General features: G+C 43.6%; 14 protein-coding genes and 1 pseudogene. 5 read left to right on the forward strand and 10 right to left on the reverse strand.

The features are described from left to right. The first annotated feature begins 114 nt into the window (after positions 1 to 114). From MS_RS06160 to MS_RS06180, 5 genes and pseudogenes are all read left to right on the forward strand, one after another. On the forward strand, positions 115 to 888 hold the full coding sequence (locus MS_RS06160; RefSeq protein WP_011200518.1) for a TOBE domain-containing protein: 774 nt from the start codon (positions 115 to 117) through the stop codon (positions 886 to 888). Positions 889 to 903: 15 nt separating this feature from the next. Then, a complete protein-coding gene (locus MS_RS06165) occupies positions 904 to 1332 on the forward strand; it encodes a hotdog fold thioesterase (RefSeq protein ID WP_011200519.1) in 429 nt (142 codons plus the stop codon). Next, entirely contained in the window at positions 1322 to 2293 is a 972-nt protein-coding gene (gene hemH, locus MS_RS06170) for a ferrochelatase (protein WP_011200520.1), read from the forward strand. Before MS_RS06165 ends, hemH begins: the two co-directional genes overlap by 11 nt. Positions 2294 to 2441: 148 nt before the next feature. Continuing rightward, positions 2442 to 3710: pseudogene (locus MS_RS06175) on the forward strand (O-acetylhomoserine aminocarboxypropyltransferase/cysteine synthase family protein). Positions 3711 to 3720: 10 nt separating this feature from the next. Beyond that, the gene (locus MS_RS06180; RefSeq protein ID WP_193329818.1) at positions 3721 to 4383 is read left to right on the forward strand and encodes an NAD(P)H-dependent oxidoreductase; all 663 of its coding nucleotides are present in this window, start codon (positions 3721 to 3723) and stop codon (positions 4381 to 4383) included. Positions 4384 to 4440: 57 nt separating this feature from the next. On the opposite strand, the gene MS_RS06185 is transcribed toward MS_RS06180, so the two are convergent. The 10 genes from MS_RS06185 to MS_RS06230 all read right to left on the reverse strand — a co-directional run bounded on the left by MS_RS06185 (position 4441) and on the right by MS_RS06230 (position 18075). After that, the gene (locus MS_RS06185; RefSeq protein WP_011200524.1) at positions 4441 to 5004 is read right to left on the reverse strand and encodes a DUF5358 domain-containing protein; all 564 of its coding nucleotides are present in this window, start codon (positions 5002 to 5004) and stop codon (positions 4441 to 4443) included. An 80-nt stretch (positions 5005 to 5084) separates the two neighbouring features. Continuing rightward, positions 5085 to 5954 carry a succinate--CoA ligase subunit alpha gene (gene sucD, locus MS_RS06190; protein WP_011200525.1) on the reverse strand — a complete coding sequence of 290 codons (870 nt, stop codon included), beginning with the start codon at positions 5952 to 5954 and terminating at the stop codon, positions 5085 to 5087. Position 5955: 1 nt separating this feature from the next. After that, entirely contained in the window at positions 5956 to 7122 is a 1167-nt protein-coding gene (gene sucC / locus MS_RS06195) for an ADP-forming succinate--CoA ligase subunit beta (RefSeq protein WP_011200526.1), read from the reverse strand. Between the two features lie 476 nt (positions 7123 to 7598). Further along, on the reverse strand, positions 7599 to 8807 hold the full coding sequence (odhB, locus tag MS_RS06200; RefSeq protein WP_011200528.1) for a 2-oxoglutarate dehydrogenase complex dihydrolipoyllysine-residue succinyltransferase: 1209 nt from the start codon (positions 8805 to 8807) through the stop codon (positions 7599 to 7601). Between the two features lie 27 nt (positions 8808 to 8834). Next, positions 8835 to 11636 carry a 2-oxoglutarate dehydrogenase E1 component gene (gene sucA / locus MS_RS06205; RefSeq protein WP_011200529.1) on the reverse strand — a complete coding sequence of 934 codons (2802 nt, stop codon included), beginning with the start codon at positions 11634 to 11636 and terminating at the stop codon, positions 8835 to 8837. 231 nt (positions 11637 to 11867) lie between these two features. Then, positions 11868 to 13010 carry a ribonuclease D gene (gene rnd, locus MS_RS06210; protein WP_011200531.1) on the reverse strand — a complete coding sequence of 381 codons (1143 nt, stop codon included), beginning with the start codon at positions 13008 to 13010 and terminating at the stop codon, positions 11868 to 11870. A gap of 87 nt (positions 13011 to 13097) precedes the next feature. Next, positions 13098 to 14786 (reverse strand): long-chain-fatty-acid--CoA ligase FadD, encoded by a 1689-nt coding sequence (fadD, locus tag MS_RS06215; RefSeq protein ID WP_011200532.1) that lies wholly within the window; start codon positions 14784 to 14786, stop codon positions 13098 to 13100. Between the two features lie 21 nt (positions 14787 to 14807). After that, positions 14808 to 15362: a Slp family lipoprotein gene (locus tag MS_RS06220; protein ID WP_041639800.1), complete on the reverse strand. Its 555-nt coding sequence runs from the start codon at positions 15360 to 15362 to the stop codon at positions 14808 to 14810. Between the two features lie 38 nt (positions 15363 to 15400). After that, entirely contained in the window at positions 15401 to 16123 is a 723-nt protein-coding gene (gene tsaB, locus MS_RS06225) for a tRNA (adenosine(37)-N6)-threonylcarbamoyltransferase complex dimerization subunit type 1 TsaB (RefSeq protein WP_011200534.1), read from the reverse strand. A 17-nt stretch (positions 16124 to 16140) separates the two neighbouring features. After that, positions 16141 to 18075: an ATP-dependent DNA helicase gene (locus MS_RS06230; protein ID WP_011200535.1), complete on the reverse strand. Its 1935-nt coding sequence runs from the start codon at positions 18073 to 18075 to the stop codon at positions 16141 to 16143. Between the last annotated feature and the right edge of the window lie 55 nt (positions 18076 to 18130).

Below are 18130 nucleotides of genomic sequence, written 5' to 3' on the forward strand. Positions count from 1 at the left end.
ATGTGTTTTCGCTATTTATCCAATTATATAATGAACAAAAAAATAAAAGCTACATTAAAATTTCACTTTCTATTAAAATACCTAAAAAGGTTCAGTCAAACGGAATAAAATACGATGGATAACACAGAAATTCTGCTTACTATAAAATTACACCAACGATTATTTGTTGACCCGAAACGTATCCGTTTATTAAAAGAAATCGCCCATTGCGGCTCCATCAATCAAGCGGCAAAAAACGCCAAAGTAAGCTACAAAAGTGCCTGGGATCATCTGGAAGCCATGAACGCCATTAGCCCGAAGCCATTGCTGGAACGCAATATCGGCGGTAAAAACGGTGGTGGTACACAACTAACCAATTACGCCCGGCGCCTTTTGCAACTCTATGATTTGCTTGAAAAAACACAAGAAAAAGCCTTTCAGATTCTGCAGGATGAAAGCATTCCGTTAAATAATCCGCTTTCCGCCACCGCCCGGTTTTCATTACAAAGCAGCGCCCGTAACCAATTTTTCGGCAAGGTCACAAAGCTTGAACTTAAAAACGGCCACTGCATGGTGTCAATTCAAATTGAAGGATTAAACCGGCCTTTAGTGGCGTCAATTACCGAAAAAAGTGCGGTACGTTTGGGCTTAGTTCCGGGCAAAGAAGTGATGTTGATGATAAAAGCGCCTTGGATCAAAACCCAACTTGAAGAACCCGTCGATAAAGAAAACCAATTTTTAGCCGAAGTTCGATCCGTTTCCGATAAAGGCGGTGAAAAAGAAATTATTTTATCTATCGGCGAAAATCCGGAATTCTGCGCCACCATTGAAAAAACCGTCGATGTCGCTGTTAACCAAAAGCGCTGGTTATATATCGACCCCGAACAAATCGTATTGGCAAGCTTATAATTTTATGAGGAAAGAATGGGAATCTGGACAAAAGACTATACCTTAAGCGAATTAAACCAAATAGGTGAACACTGCTCTGTCGCCCATTTAGCTATTCGGATTTCGGCAATAGAAGAAAATTGGATTGAAGCCACCATGCCGGTAGATCAGCGCACCAAACAGCCTTTCGGCTTATTAAACGGCGGACTTTCCGTGGCATTGGCGGAAACCTTAGGATCTATTGCCGGTAATTTATGTCTGCAAGAAGGGCAAGCCGCAGTAGGCGCCGAAATTAATGCAAGCCATCTGCGCCCCGCTACTTCCGGGCTGGTAACGGCAAGAGCAACGCCGGTAAAATTAGGCAAAACATTGCAGGTATGGCAAATAGATATTCGTAACGAACAAAATAAAGTTTGTTGTACTTCCCGACTTACTCTTTCTGTGATTAATAAAAATGAAAAGTAGCAAAACCGGTATTTTACTGGCTAATTTAGGTACGCCCGATACGCCTTCGCCTAAAGCAATCAGCCGTTATTTAAAAGAATTTCTGAGTGATCCCCGCGTGGTGGATCTGCCCCGCTGGAAATGGCTGCCGTTGCTCAATGGGATTATTTTGCCGATCCGTTCCAGACGTATTGCGAAAAATTATGGTGCGATTTGGACGGAACAAGGCTCGCCCCTATTTGCTATTACGCAAAAGCAAAAGGCATTATTAACCGAATTTTTTCAGCAACGACAGCAAAATGTGATAATCGAGATCGGCATGACTTACGGGAATCCGTCAATGCAATATGCGATAGATAATTTAATTGAGCAAAAAGTAGATAAGATTATCGTTCTGCCGCTATACCCGCAATATAGTAGCACGACAACAGCACCGGTTTTTGATGTGTTTGCTCAAGCTTTAAAACGCCACCGCCATATTGTACCTTTTGAATTTATTCATTCTTATCATTTGGATGAAAATTATATTGAGGCCTTAGTCAAAAGTATAAAAGTGCGGTTAAAAAATGACGAATTTTTGCTTTTTTCTTTCCATGGCATTCCAAAACGTTATGAACAAGAAGGTGATTTTTATCGTCCGCAATGCGAACAAACCGCTCAAGCGGTGGTGCAAAAATTAGGGCTTAAGAAAGAGCAATGGCGGCTTTGTTTTCAATCCCGTTTCGGTTCCGAGCCATGGTTGCAACCTTATACGGATAAATTTTTAGAAACCGCGGCACAGCAAGGCATAACTAAACTTGCGGTAATTTGCCCCGGTTTTTCAGCGGATTGTCTGGAAACCCTTGAGGAAATTAAAGAAGAAAACAAACGGATTTTTCTCGCCTATGGAGGCGAAAGTTATCATTATATTCCGGCACTCAATGATTCGCCGGAACATATTGCCTGTTTGGGGAATTTGCTGTTAAAGCGAATGACAATCTGATAAAAGTGCGGTTAGAATTTAAAAAGTTTTTTCATTTGCCCCCCTCAGTCACTACGTGACAGCTCCCCCAGCTTCGTGGGGGAGCGAAATTTTGCCTATTCCGATAGCACTAACAGACTTATTCCACATACAACAAAGGAAAATAACGATGAAATTTGAAACCCAATGTCTACACGCAGGTTACAGCCCTAAAAACGGTGAGCCGCGCGTCCAACCTATTGTGCAAAGTACCACTTATACTTATGACAGCGCCGAATCTATCGGTAAATTATTTGATTTGCAGGAAGCGGGCTTTTTCTATACCCGTTTGGCAAATCCGACTACCAATGCGGCGGAAGAAAAACTTGCCGCATTGGAAGGCGGTGTGGCGGCACTTTGTACCGCATCCGGACAAGCGGCAACTTTTTATGCGCTAATGAATTTAGTTGAATCCGGTGATCACTTCATCTCAACCACAAATATTTACGGCGGAACATATAATCTGTTCGCTCATACTTTCCGTAAAATGGGCGTTGAAGTCACCTTTGTTAATCAAGACGATAACTTGGATGAATTAAGAAAAGCGATTCGTCCGAATACAAAAGCGGTATTCGGCGAAACCATTTCGAACCCGACTTTACGGGTGCTGGATATTGAAAAATTTGCCGCGCTTGCACAGGCGGCAAATGCGCCTTTAATTATTGACAATACTTTTGCCACACCTTATTTCTGTCGCCCTTTTAAATATGGCGCCAATATCGTTGTGCATAGTACGTCGAAATATTTAGATGGTCATGCCGTTGCATTAGGCGGAGCAATTATAGACGGCGGTAATTTTAATTGGGAGCAGGAAAAATTCCGCCAATTCAGCCAACCGGACATCACTTATCACGGTTTGGTTTATACCCGGACTTTCGGCAAAGCGGCCTATGCGGTGAAAGCGCGTGTACAGCTTATGCGCGATCTGGGTGCGACACCGGCTCCGCAAAACAGTTTTTTACTTAATTTAGGCATGGAAACCTTACCGCTGCGTATGAAACAGCACTACGCCAATGCACAAGCGGTAGCGGAATGATTGGAACGACATCCGATGGTTGAGCGCGTGGATTATCCCGGTTTGGCAAGCTCCAAAGATTATGAGCTAAAACAAAAATATACGCCGAACGGACTTTGCGGCGTACTTTCTTTCGAATTAAAAGGCGATAAACAAACGGCGATGAAATGGCTCGACTCATTACAAATTATTTCCCGTGAGGTGCACGTTGCCGATATTCGCAGCTGCGCATTGCACCCGGCAACTTCGACCCACCGCCAATTGAGCGATGAAGAAATGCGAGCCGCCAATATCACCCCGGGATTTATCCGTTTATCAATCGGCATTGAAAATCCGGAAGATTTATTAGCCGATTTACAAAATGCATTTGATCAAATTAAATAACAGAGAGGATATTATGACAATCAGCAAACAAGACGTACTTGAAGCGTTTAAATTTCGTTCCGCCTGCCGCTACTACGACCCTGCGAAAAAAATCAGCAAAGCAGACATGGACTATATTTTAGAATTAGCCCGCTTGTCGCCAAGTTCCGTCGGTTCCGAACCTTGGAAATTCGTGGTACTGCAAAATCCGGTTATTCGTGAAAAAATCAAACCGGTAACCTGGGGCATTAAACATCCGATGGATGAAATGAGCCATTTAGTGGTTATTCTCGCCAAGAAAAACGCCCGTTACGATTCCGATTTTTTCCGTACGTCTTTGGAAAAACGCGGTTTAACGCCGGAGCAAATGGAAGCTACCCTTGCCCGCTATAAATCCTTCCAAACCGATGACATAAAGGTACTCGAAAGTGACCGCGCTTTATTTGATTGGTGCAGCAAACAAACCTATATCGCGTTAGCCAATATGATGACCGGTGCGGCGATGATCGGCATTGATTCCTGCCCGATTGAAGGCTTTAATTATGCGGAAGTAAACCGTATTTTAGCGGAAGAAGGCTTATTTGATGCCGATGAATACGGCGTGTCTTGCATGGTGACATTCGGTTACCGCGCCAGAGAAATTACGAAAAAATATCGTAAACCGGCGGAAGATGTGATTGAGTGGATTGAATAATCTATAAAGTGCGGTGAAAATTTTTAAAATTTTGACCGCACTTTTTTCCGGATCCGATTACAGCAACAATGCCGAACCCCATTTGATAATATCAAAGAAGAATTTGTTGTCTTCCGTGCCTACTTTGTTCGCATTGGATGTTCCGCCCGTAGTATTCGTATCCTCAACCATGGCTGAAATACGCTGTCCTTTCACCACTGCCAGATCTTCGCGGGCTTTAATTCTTAAGGTATTGCATTGGGCTGTAGTTAGTTCGTCAAGCTTTGGTAACTCATCACTTTGTTTAAATTTTTTAAACTGATAAGTGGCGTAATCCATAGATTGTTGATCCGCCTCAATAATCTTTACCGCATCACTGCCAATTACATCTTCTAACGGATAGAAAAACACATATTGCGAATAAATATAGGAATCTTCTTTGGCAAAATGCTCTTGCTGAATACGGGTCAGATTCGGATAAATGCAACTTTCCGCCCGCTTGCCTAACGCAACCCATTGTTTTGCATCTTTATCGGATAATTGGTAATCCGCACCGGCAAATTGAGCGGGAATCGGTGCCTGTTCGGCGGCGCAGCCGGCCAACAACAATGCGACACCGGATAAAAAAACTTTATTTAACATATTATTCCTTATTAAAGGGCTGAAAAATCAATAAAGTGCGGTGAAAATTTTTAAAATTTCCACCGCACTTTTTTATAGGGCTATTTTAATACGGTTTTTAATGCAGCGCCAATATCCGCAAGACTTTTCACACAAATAACGCCGGCGGACTGCAGAGCGGCGATTTTATCATCGGCAGTACCTTTGCCACCACTGATAATCGCCCCCGCGTGTCCCATGCGTTTACCTTTTGGCGCGGTAATGCCCGCAATATAGCTGACGACCGGTTTGGTCACGTGCGCTTTAATAAATTCCGCCGCTTCTTCTTCGGCTGAACCGCCGATTTCGCCAATCATGACAATCGCTTCGGTTTTCGGGTCTGCCTGATATAATTTTAAAATATCAATAAAATTAGAACCTGGAATCGGATCGCCGCCGATACCTACGCAAGCGGATTGACCAAAACCTTCATCGGTGGTTTGTTTTACCGCTTCATAGGTCAGCGTACCGGAACGGGATACAATGCCGACACGTCCTTTTTTATGGATGTAACCGGGCATAATGCCGATTTTACATTCATCCGGCACAATAATGCCCGGACAGTTAGGCCCGATCATCACTACACCGCTTTCATCTAATTTTTGTTTCACTTGTAGCATATCCAAAGTCGGGATGCCCTCGGTGATACAAACAATGAGTTTCAAGCCTGCGGCAATAGCTTCTAAAATGGCATCTTTACAAAACGGCGCAGGCACATAAATGACGGTGGCTGTCGCCCCCGTTTGCTCTACCGCTTCTTTAACCGTATTAAATACGGGCAAACCCAAATGGATGCTGCCGCCTTTTCCCGGTGATACGCCACCGACTAATTTTGTACCGTATGCTAAGGCTTGTTCGCTGTGAAAGGTACCTTGTCCGCCGGTGAATCCCTGGCAAATTACTTTTGTTTCTTTATTAATTAAAATCGCCATTTTATTTTCCCTCTGCCGCGTTTACCACTTGTACCGCGGCATCCGTTAAACTGGTTGCGGCGATAATATTCAAACCGCTTTGCGCTAAAATTTCACGGCCTAACGGCGCATTATTTCCCTCTAAACGGACAACTACCGGCACGCTTACGCCGACTTCATTAACCGCCGCCACAATGCCTTCCGCGATAAGATCGCAACGAACAATGCCACCGAAGATATTGACTAAAATGGCTTTAACAGATTGATCGGAAAGGATTATTTTAAAAGCTTCCGCTACCCGCTCTTTTGTGGTGCCGCCGCCCACATCAAGGAAGTTAGCCGGCTGTCCGCCGTGCAACTTCACAATATCCATGGTGCCCATGGCAAGCCCGGCGCCGTTAACCATACAGCCGATATTACCTTCAAGCGCCACGTAATTTAAATGCCATTGTTCGGCAGCCGCTTCTCTGGCGTCTTCCTGACTCGGATCACGCATTGCGTTCAGTTCCGGCTGGCGGTATAGGGCGTTGCCGTCCACCACGATTTTGGCATCTAAACAATGTAATTGATCATTGTCTAAAATAACCAACGGATTGATTTCCAACAGAGAAAGATCTTTTTCCACAAACATTTTGCCCAGTTGGCAGAAAATTTGTGCAAATTGCTGAATTTGTTTACCCTGTAAGCCAAGTTTGAAAGCAAGTTCGCGACCTTGATAAGGCATGGCGCCGACTAAAGGATCAATGGGCATTTTATGTAACAAGTGCGGTGTTTTTTCCGCCACTTCTTCTATATTCACGCCGCCTTCGGTAGAAACCATAAACACAATGCGCTGCGAACTGCGATCTAATACGGCACCCAAATAGAGTTCTTTTTTCACATTCGCGCAAGCTTCCATATAAATGGCATTAACAGGTTGCCCTTTTGCATCGGTTTGAAAGGTTACCAAGCGTTGACCTAAAAACTTCTCAAAAAAAGACCGCACTTCTTCTTCGGATTTTACCAGTTTCACACCGCCCGCTTTGCCTCGTCCGCCGGCATGGACCTGACATTTTGCCACCCATTGCCCGCCGCCTAATTTTTTAACGGCTTGAATTGCCTCCTCTAGGCTTTGACAGGCACACCCCTCACTTACCGGTAAACCATATTGCGCAAAAATCTGTTTTGCCTGGTATTCGTGTAAATTCATTTAACTTCCTTCTTAAATCATTAGGGTCTGTTTATCTTTTATAAACGGCTGCGACGAAGTTTATTTTTCGTCAAATCAAGGCGAAAAACGTGCCGTTTAGTCATTCTAAACAAACGATTTTCAACGCAGAGTTGGCGAAAAGTAAGCTCGTCCTTTCGGGCTGTACCTAAAATAGCCACATGCGTCGTTGTAAAAATTGTTAATAGGGCAAGTGCTATTCACGGCGTTTTACGCCTAGCCCGTGGCTATTTTAGGCACAACGCAACCGGTTATAAAAGATAAACAGACCCTATTTCATTTTATTCTACACATAAAATAGAAAATTAAAACGTTAGAACTGAATTATCTCGGTGAAATATTTTTATTGTTCAAAAAATAGATTATTTTTTGAAAATTGTCGGGGTTGAAAAGGTTCCAAAAGAAAAAGCTATCTATTATAGATAGCTTTTTCAGCATAAAAGTGCGGTCGATTTTTGCTAAATTTCTAACAATAATCTGGTCGGATCCTCTAAAAGCTCTTTGACCGTAACTAAAAAACCGACGGAATCTTTGCCGTCAATAAGACGGTGGTCGTAAGACAATGCTAAATACATCATCGGGCGAATCGCTACCTGTCCGTCAATAGCCACCGGGCGGTCTTTAATGGCGTGCATACCTAAAATAGCCGCTTGCGGCGGGTTAATGATCGGCGTAGACATTAATGAACCGAATACGCCGCCGTTTGTAATGGTAAAGTTACCGCCGGTTAAATCATCCACCGTTAATTTACCGTCACGGCCTTTTTCCGCCAGCGCTTTAATTTGGCGTTCGATTTCAGCCATGCTCAATTTATCGCAATTACGGATAACCGGCGTAACCAAACCGCGCGGGGTGGAAACGGCGATGCTGATATCAAAATAATTGTGATAAACAATGTCGTCACCATCAATAGATGCATTGATTACCGGATAACGCTTCAATGCTTCCACAACCGCTTTCACATAAAAGGACATAAAACCTAATCGGGTGTCATGCTGCTTTTCAAATTTTTCAGCATATTTTTTGCGTAACTGCATAATAGGTTGCATATCCACTTCGTTGAAAGTGGTTAACATTGCGGTACTGTTTTTCACTTCCAGCAAACGCTCCGCCACCCGTTTACGCAAACGGGTCATCGGCACGCGTTTTTCCGTGCGAACGGCTGCCGGCGACGAAATTACGGTATTTTCCACCGCACTTTTCGCGGCAACCGATGCGGCTTTTTGTGCGATCACCGCTTCCACATCTTCACGGGTAATGCGACCGCTCACCCCACTGCCTTTAATTTCATTAACATTTAAATCATGCTCGGCAATTAAGCGGCGAGCGGCAGGCCCTAGGGTATCGGCAGAGGACGCAACGGCTGAATCCTCAATTTGCGGCGCCACCGTCGGTGTTTCCGCCCGTACGGTTACTTCGCCTACCGGAAGCAATGCCGCCTTGCCTAATAATTGTTTGCTTACAACCGTTGCCCCTTCGGGCTCTATGATAGATTCGATAATACCGTCATTTAGCGCCGGTACTTCCAGTACAACTTTATCCGTTTCAATTTCAACCAATACTTCGTCGCGCCGTACTTTATCGCCAACCGCTTTATGCCATTTTACAACGGTTGCATCCGCCACGGATTCCGGTAAATCAGGGGTGATAATATCAAAGTTACTCATTTTATATTCCTTTCATTTATGTATTCGCTAAATCGCCAAAGCTTCCGCTACCAGCGCTTTTTGTTGTTCATTATGTAATGCAAGATAGCCGACGGCAGGCGATGCCGAAGCCGGACGCCCCACATAACGGAGTTTGCCGTCAGCCGGCAGATTCGCCACAAAGTTATGCTGGCTGCAATACCAAGCGCCTTGGTTTAACGGCTCTTCTTGACACCAAACATAATCCTTCACGTGGGAATAGGCGGTTAAAATATCCCGCATTTCTTCATGAGGATAAGGATAAAGCTGTTCAATCCGAATAATCGCTATGTCGGTCTGGTTATTTTTGCGGCGTTGTTCCAATAAATCGTAATATACTTTACCCGCACAGAACACGACGCGTTTTACCTGTTTCGGATCTAAATCGTCAATTTCCGGAATCACATTTTGGAATGTGCCGTTAACCAGTTCTTCCGTTGTCGAAACCGCTAACGGATGACGCAATAAGGATTTCGGCGAAATCACCACAAGCGGACGGCGCACGGTACGTAGCATTTGGCGACGCAATAAATGGTAAATCTGTGCCGGAGTCGAAGGCACACAAACCTGCATATTTTGTTGCGCACAAAGTTGCAAATAGCGTTCTAAACGCGCGGAGGAATGCTCCGGACCTTTTCCCTCATAACCGTGAGGCAATAACATAACTAAACCGCACATTCTGCCCCATTTTTGTTCGCCGGAGCTGATAAATTGATCAATCACTACCTGCGCTCCGTTGGCAAAATCACCGAACTGCGCTTCCCAGATAGTTAATGTTTTCGGTGCGGCGGTGGCATAACCGTATTCAAAGGCAAGTACGGCTTCTTCGGAAAGTACGGAATCCCACACTTCAAAATGCCCTTGCCCCTGATGCAAATTCATTAACGGAATATAGGCTTTACGTTCGTTCATATTGTGCAATACGGCTAAACGGTGGAAGAACGTGCCTCGTCCGGAATCTTCGCCGGAAATACGAATATGATGTCCGTCATCCAATAAGGTAGCGTAAGCCATAGTTTCCGCCATGCCCCAATCAAAGAGTTTCTCGCCGTTTGCCATTAGTAAACGATCCGCATAGATTTTTTGCACGCGCGGGTGAATCGGATGATTTTCAGGATACTCACAAACTTTGCGTGCCAAATCTTTAAAACGCTGCGGATCAAATTTGCCGTTATACGGAGTCCATTCCTGCGTTAAGAAACTTGTCCAGTCCATTTTTTGCGTATCTAACGGGCGCCATTCGGGTACTACGCAATCGCCGCGATCTAAGCCGTCCCGATAATTATTCATCAGTTCCGTTGCTTTCGATTCGGTAATCACGCCTTCCGCTACAAGGCGATCCGCATAGACTTTGCGCGGAGTCGGATGTTGCTTGATGAGTTTATACATGACAGGTTGGGTGGCTAACGGCTCGTCGGCTTCGTTATGTCCGTGGCGACGATAAGAAACCAAGTCGATAAAAATATCCCGTTTGAATAAAGTACGGTATTCCACCGCCATTCTTGCCGCATAAGCTACGGCTTCCGGATCATCACCGTTTACATGAATCACCGGTGCTTCAATCATTTTCGCAATATCGGTACAGTATTCGGTCGAACGGGTATCGCGGGTATTTGATGTAGTAAACCCGATTTGGTTGTTAATTACGATACGAATAGTACCGCCAACGGTATAACCCCGAGTGGAAGACATATTTAAAGTTTCTTGCACCACCCCTTGACCAATAACCGCCGAATCACCATGTACGGTAATAGGTAAAACTTTTGTGAAGTGATCATCGCCGATGCGTTTTTGTCTGGCGCGAACGGAACCGGAAACGACCGGGCTGACAATTTCCAAATGGGAAGGGTTAAATGCCAACGCTAAATGCACTAAACCGGCGTCGGTCATAAAATCGGAAGAATAGCCTTGATGGTATTTTACATCCCCGGTGCCGTTACCCTGGTGCTTGCCGGCAAATTCATCAAATAATTCCGCCGGCTTTTTACCCAATACGTTCACCAACATATTTAAACGCCCGCGGTGAGCCATACCCATCACGATTTCTTTAACACCGTTTCTCGCACCGTGGCGAATAATTTCTTTCATCAACGGGATAAAGGCGTCACTACCCTCAAGAGAAAAACGTTTTGCGCCGGGGAATTTAGCGCCAAGATAACGCTCTAAACCGTCCGCCGCCGTTAATTCTTCAAGAAATTTAACTTGTTCGTCTTTGCTGAACAGCGGTTTATTTAATAGATTTTCAACTTTACGTTGCAGCCAGGTTCGCGCTTCTAAATCGTTTACGTGCATAAACTCTAAGCCTATTGTACTGCAATAGGTATTTTTTAAAGCGTAAGCAAGGTCTCTTAAAGTAATTTTATCTCTGTTATAAACATAGTTACCGATGTCGAATACTTCATCAAGATCATTATCGGTAAACCCGAAGAATTTGTAATCTAAAGTCGGCGCGTCCAGCCGTTGCCATAAGTTCAACGGATCTAAATTCGCATGCAAATGACCGCGATTACGATGAGCGTTCACCCATTGCAGAACTTTAACCAATCGTTTGCTTACATTCGGGTCAATAACACTTGCCCCCGATTGAGAATTGGAGTCTCGGGCTAATTGTTGAAAATAACTGCGAATTTGAGAATGAGGCTGCTCGACTGCGGTCGATTTTGGCAAAGAATCGAAAGTTTTACGCCAACTTTCTTCGATACCGGCAGGGTCTCTAAGATAATCTTCATAGAGATCTTCTATATAGGATTGGTTTGCTCCGCCTAATGCGGTAGAAGCAAGCCATTCTTCTAATGGGCTATTCTTTTGCATAAAACACCTGTTTTAACTATTTTTATTCAAGGGTTATAAATATAAAACGCAAACTATTATACATAGAGATTAAACCGGAACGCAGCTTTCTTTTCGGATTCCGTATATACTTTATGAAAATAGAAATTTTCCCTGCATTTGTCTAGCTTTTTTTACAAAAAAATAACATTTATTTCTTTTATTAAAAAAATAACGGCGGATTATTTTATACATACCGTCTGACGGCATAAATTAAAGTAATTTTGCTAGTTCCGAACCAAATTCCGCACGCCAGTCACGCATAAGATCGGGTAATTTATTCGGGTCTTTATGTTTTAGCCATACCCACTTCATCAAACTTTCCAAACTCCGTTTGCCGGCAATTACTTCCGCATTTAAATCCGGCGGTGCAATAGTTTTTAGCTTTTGTTGTAAATTTTTCAGACCTTGTTTATAACGCATATCATCAGCTAACCGGCTGATTTCAGGCGGGTAATATTCGGCATCGATGCGTTCGGCGCGCTCCAAAATTTGCAACATTTTTTTACCGTGAATACGAACTTCCTGCGGATTCAAACCTAACTTGAGCATTTCAGAAGTGTGTTTCGGATTATTTTGAGCTAATAACCAGAGATTCTCGCCTCGTACTACAAAATTTAACGCCAGATCCCGTTTAACCGCTTCTTCTTGCCGCCAGCTGGCAAGTAGTTTCAGCCGCATTAATTCTTCCGAATTGAGTTTCCATGCACCGGAAATGCTCAAATAAGCCTTATCTATATTTTTTACAATCCGATGTTTTTCCAATAATAAATTACAGTCAAATTCTACCGCACTTTGCCAACGGGTTTGTTCTAATGCATTCTGCATTTTGCAATATAAAGGCAATAGATACCATACATCAGCCGCTGCATAAGCGAGCTGCCTGTTTGATAACGGACGCGCCAGCCAATCCGTTCGCGACGCACCTTTGTCGATTTCCAGATTAAAATAATGTTTAATCAATGAGGCTAATCCCATAGAATTCTGAAACCCTAAGAAATTTGCCATAATTTGCGTATCTAACATCGGTGCAGGCAGTTGCTGATAATAATGCTGAAAAACCTCAAGATCTTCGTGGCAGGCATGTAATACTTTTAATATTTTGGGATCCGCAAGAAGTTGTTTGAACGGGCTGAAATCCTGAATTTCCTGCGGGTCAATCAAACTCACCTGTTCCCCGTCGTAAAGTTGAATTAATCCTAATTTAGGATAATAACTGCGGATTCGCACAAATTCGGTATCCAGTGCAATGGCCGATTTTGTAGAAGCTCTTGCACAAACGTCCGCTAATGCTTCATCATCGGTGATTAGCATAAAGTGCGGTGGATTTTGGATTTCTTTTATCTGATATGTCATTTTTAAATCTGAAAATAAATAGAAAAATAAAGCACGCCCAAAAGAACGTGCTGCTTGAAGCTTGCCACAAGCTTCCGAAGCTATAGATTATTGCGCATTACGTTTGGCTAATTCTTCATCCCGCAATACCCGGCGAAGAATTTTCCCCACATTGGTTTTCGGTAATTCGTCACGAAATTCAATTTCTTTCGGCACTTTATATCCCGTGAGTAAGTTGCGGCAATGGGCTCGTAATTCGTCACGGGTTAAACTTTCGTCTTTCTTTACTACGAAAATTTTAATCGTTTCGCCCGACACTTCATGAGGCACACCAATAGCCACCACCTCTAACACTTTTGGATTCAACATCACCACATCTTCGATTTCATTCGGATAAACATTAAAGCCGGAAACTAAAATCATATCTTTCTTACGATCCACTATGCGCATGATATAATTTTTATCCATCACCACAATATCACCCGTTGCCATCCAACCGTCTTTTAACACTTCGGCGGTAGCTTCCGGACGCTGCCAATAACCCTGCATAACCTGCTCGCCTTTTACCCAGAGTTCGCCCGGTTCGCCTAATTCCGCCTCATCGCCGTCATCACGCATAATGCGAATATCGGTATTAGGTACCGGCACGCCTATAGAGCCGTCATGTTTGTCGGTAAGAATCGTTGAAGCGGCAATAAGCGGCGAACATTCGGTCATACCATAACCTTCAATAATATTATTGCCGGTTAAGTCATGCCAACGTTGAGCAACGGATTGTTGAACCGCCATTCCGCCGCCTACGGAAAGTTTTAATGAAGAAAAATCCACTTCTTTAAAATTCTCGTTATTTAACAAGGCGTTAAATAAGGTATTTACTCCGGTAATTGCCGTAAACGGATATTTTCTCAGCTCTTTTACCATGCCGTCCACATCACGAGGGTTAGTAATGAGTACCGCGGTAATCCCTAATTCCACAAACAACAACGCATTTACCGACAGAGCGAATACGTGATACAAAGGCAGCGGAATAATAGCAATACGTTCTCTTCTGCGATCACCTATAAAGCTTTCCGCAATCCATTTTGCCTGAAAAACATTCGTAATAATATTACCGTGAGAAAGCATTGCGCCTTTTGCAATGCCTGTTGTTCCCCCGGTGTATTGCAAAAAAGCCAACGCATCGCGCGCCAAATCCGGGCGTACGAATTGACGGTGTTTGCCCACACTTAATACTTCACGAAAAGTTACCGCATGGGGCAATTTATATTTTGGTACTAATTTTTTGACATATTTAACGATAAAGTTGACTAAAGTACGCTTACCGAAAGACAACTGATCGCCCATTCGGGTCAAAATAACGTGTTTTACATCGGTGTTAAACACAACTTGCTCTACAGTCGAAGCAAAATTAGATACCACTACAATGGCTTTCGCGCCGCTATCCTGCAATTGGTGTTCTAATTCGCGGGGAGTATAAAGCGGATTAACATTCACCACCACCAAACCGGCTCTCAATACACCGAATAAAGCAATGGGATATTGCAATAAATTCGGCATCATCAACGCTACCCGTTCTCCGCGCGTCAGTTTTAATTCATTTTGCAAATATGCGGCAAAGGCACGGCTGCGTTCTTCTAACTTACGAAAGGTTAATACTTTACCCATATTAATATAGGCGGGACGATCCGGATGTTCCCGAACCGCCTTATCAAACATATCTAAAATACTGTGGTATTCAGACGTATCAATTTCCCTTGGGCTCCCTTCCGGATAATTTTTAAACCATCCCTTTTCCATTTTTTCCTCTAATAATTCTTATTAATATAAACGATACCGTAGTTTTAATTCAGGGCGCCAAAACGGATCCCAGCCCCAATGTCTGAAATGACCAAAACGTCTGAATCGGTAGTCATGCCAATCATCATATTCATAGTAATATTCTTTTGCTAACCGCCATTGTTTATAAGCCGTTACTTTTATAATCGGATATAGATAGTCGGCTTCGTCAATTTTACCCCGCCACTGTTCTTTCAATATACCGGCGACGGTTATATATTGATCTTTTAACGAAGCCGGATCCGCAAAGCCGTCAAGATAAGCGATAAACCGCCCGTCGGTAGCGCTTTCAATGACAGGTTTTGCCGAATAAGTTGTTATCGGTAAGCTTAATATTTCCAGTTTAGTCTGATTTTTTAATGCTTCCGCTGAAATAATCTTGCCGCCCAGCCGCACTTTCCTGCACTGACAGACATAATCCGAATCTTCAATTTGTCGCAGACTTTGAATGGTAAATTCATCGCGTTCCAGCCCTTCCGGTGCGGGAACACAAGCGCTAAGCAACACGATTAACGGAAAAATGAGCCATTTTTTCATTTTATCCTCACTTATGATCTGATAAATCAAAGAGGTAATTACTCCCGACCGGGTAATTTTTTCCAGGTAACTTCATTACGCAGATACACGGGTTCAACATCTACCGCTTTAACATATTGCCGATTATACCAGGCAGGTACCGCAAGGGATAACATATATAAAGCGGAAGGCAATTGAATTGCCGAAATTTTACCAAACGGTGTTTTTGTCAGTGCTTCATAAGCCGCCCAACCGGTTCCCACATTCAACCAGTCACCCTGAGTTCGGTTTGCCCGCAATTGAGCAATAGCCTGTTCGGGGCTGCATACCTGTTCGGCAATCACTTCATTCCATTGCAAAAATTCACCGAATTCCGACCGCACTTTTTCACCTATAAGTTGGGCGAAATAGACTTCGTTCATTCTTGCATCAATGGCAGTAATTACTTGCTCCGCTTGATGCAGCTCATAAGCGGCTTGTGCCATAGCGGCAAGATCCGAAACGGGAATAACGGGCAAATCCGCACCGAGCGCTAATCCTTGAGTGATTCCGGTACCGACCCGCACACCGGTGAAACTGCCGGGGCCGCGCCCGAAAACCAAGGCATCCAGCTGATTTAACCTTAAGCCCGACTGCGCTAAAATTTCATCAACCATAGGCAAAATACGTTTTGTATGGGAACGTTGCGCTACTTCGTCTAAATGGGTTTTCTCCCCATGATGTAATAAAGCCACAGAACAGGCTTCCGTTGAAGTATCTAAGGCTAATAATGTTAAACTCATTGAATTCTCTTATATAATTAAGTTCTATTTTGCTGAATTGATTTCAGGAATTCTACCACTTTATTCAAATCCCTTGTACGTTTTGCATTGGGTAAACTTTTTAAAAATGTTTCACCATAAGGGCGGGTAACCAAGCGACTGTCACAAATGATCACCGCACCGCTGTCCGTCACATCCCGAATAAGCCGCCCGCCCCCTTGTTTCAGGGCAATTACGGCTTCCGGAATCTGAATATCATTAAACGGGTTTCCACCCTGTAACTGGCAATCTTCAACCCGCGCCTTTAATAAAGGCTCATCCGGTGAAGTAAACGGTAATTTATCGATTATCACCAAAGATAAGGCGTCACCGCGCACATCAATGCCCTCCCAAAAACTGGAGGTTGCCACCAATACGGAATGTTCTTCACTCACAAACTGTTCCAGTAATTTCGTTTTTGAAATTTCGCCTTGCAGTAAAATAGACAAACCGCTGTGTTCCCGAAAATATTCGGCAAACCCTTTCATCATAAAATATGAAGTACAAAGCACAAAGCAACGTCCTTTATTTGCTTCAATAACCGGCAGTAACATTTCCGCCAGTTTCGTCATAGTATGATTCTGATTGCTGCCGGGTAGATAACGCGGCACGCATAATAGGGCCTGTTCAGGATAATTAAAAGGGCTTTGTAAAACTTTTTCATCCGTAGCCCGAATACCTAAACGCTGACGAAAATGATTAAAACTTCCGCCGACTTCTAAGGTTGCCGAGGTAAAAATCCAAGCGCTCTCATGATTATTCATTTGCTCGCCGAATTTATCCGATACCGTTAACGGCGTAATATGTAAACCGAATTGACGATTAAATGTCTCGAACCAATAGCAATATCCTGTAACGGAAGTATCCGATAAGCGCACAAGTTGTGCCTTTAAGGCGGAAATTCGTTCAAAAATACTGTCTAAAGTTTGCGAACGGCCAAGCGCTAATTTCACCACATCCGCTATAAAATCCAGCTTTTCCTGTAGCACCTTAAAGCCTTTTTGCACATCAGGCTTTACCAACCATTCGCGCCAATTACCCCGATTATTTCCTTCGCCAAGCAATAAACGAAAATCCTGTACCATTTTCAGCAAATGGTCCGAAGCAACGCCTAATTGCGGCATATCCTTAATTTCCGTCCGATAAACAATGTTAATGTCTTTGCACAAATCAAATAACTGGCGAGAAGTAATAGATTGCCCGAAATATTGGCTGGCAATGTCGGGCAATTGGTGCGCCTCGTCAAAAATAATCACTTCCGCATTGGGAATAAGCTCGCCGAATCCGTTTTCTTTTACCGCCATATCGGCACAAAAAAGATGGTGATTCACAACCACAAGATCCGCAGCCAACGCTCTTTTTCTGGCGGCGGCGACATAACAATCGCCGTAATTAGGGCAATCCGACCCCAAACAACTTTCTGTGGTGCTTGTCAGTTGCGGTAAAATAGGGCTGTCTTCCGCAAGCTCGACGCATTCCGACAAATCGCCCGTTTTGGTAGCATTGTTCCATTTTCTTACTTTTGATAAATCCACTAATACGGATTTATCGCCAAGCACACCTTGGGCTATTACCTGATCCAAACGCTCAAGGCACAGATAGTTAGCCCGCCCTTTTAACAAGGCTATTTTTCCGGAATAATTTAAGGCTTTTTGAATGGTCGGAAGATCCCGTTTGAATAATTGATCCTGTAGGTTTTTTGAGCCTGTGGAAACGATAGTTTTCTTTTTTGACAATAAAGCCGGCGTTAAATAGGCAAAGGTTTTGCCGGTTCCGGTTCCCGCTTCAACAACTAATACGCCTTTATTCTCAATCGCTTTTCCCACGGCTTCCGCCATTTCCAATTGCTCGGAACGGGGGCGGAAATCCTTAATATTCGAGCTGAGTTGCCCCCGCTCGGAAAAAGCCGCTTTAATTTGATCTATATTAGCCATTGTGTAATTCGATTATCTTTCCCTATAAAATTTGCGCTATATTGTATCAAACCCA

The organism is [Mannheimia] succiniciproducens MBEL55E, assembly GCF_000007745.1.
Classification (GTDB): Bacteria; Pseudomonadota; Gammaproteobacteria; order Enterobacterales; family Pasteurellaceae; genus Basfia; species Basfia succiniciproducens.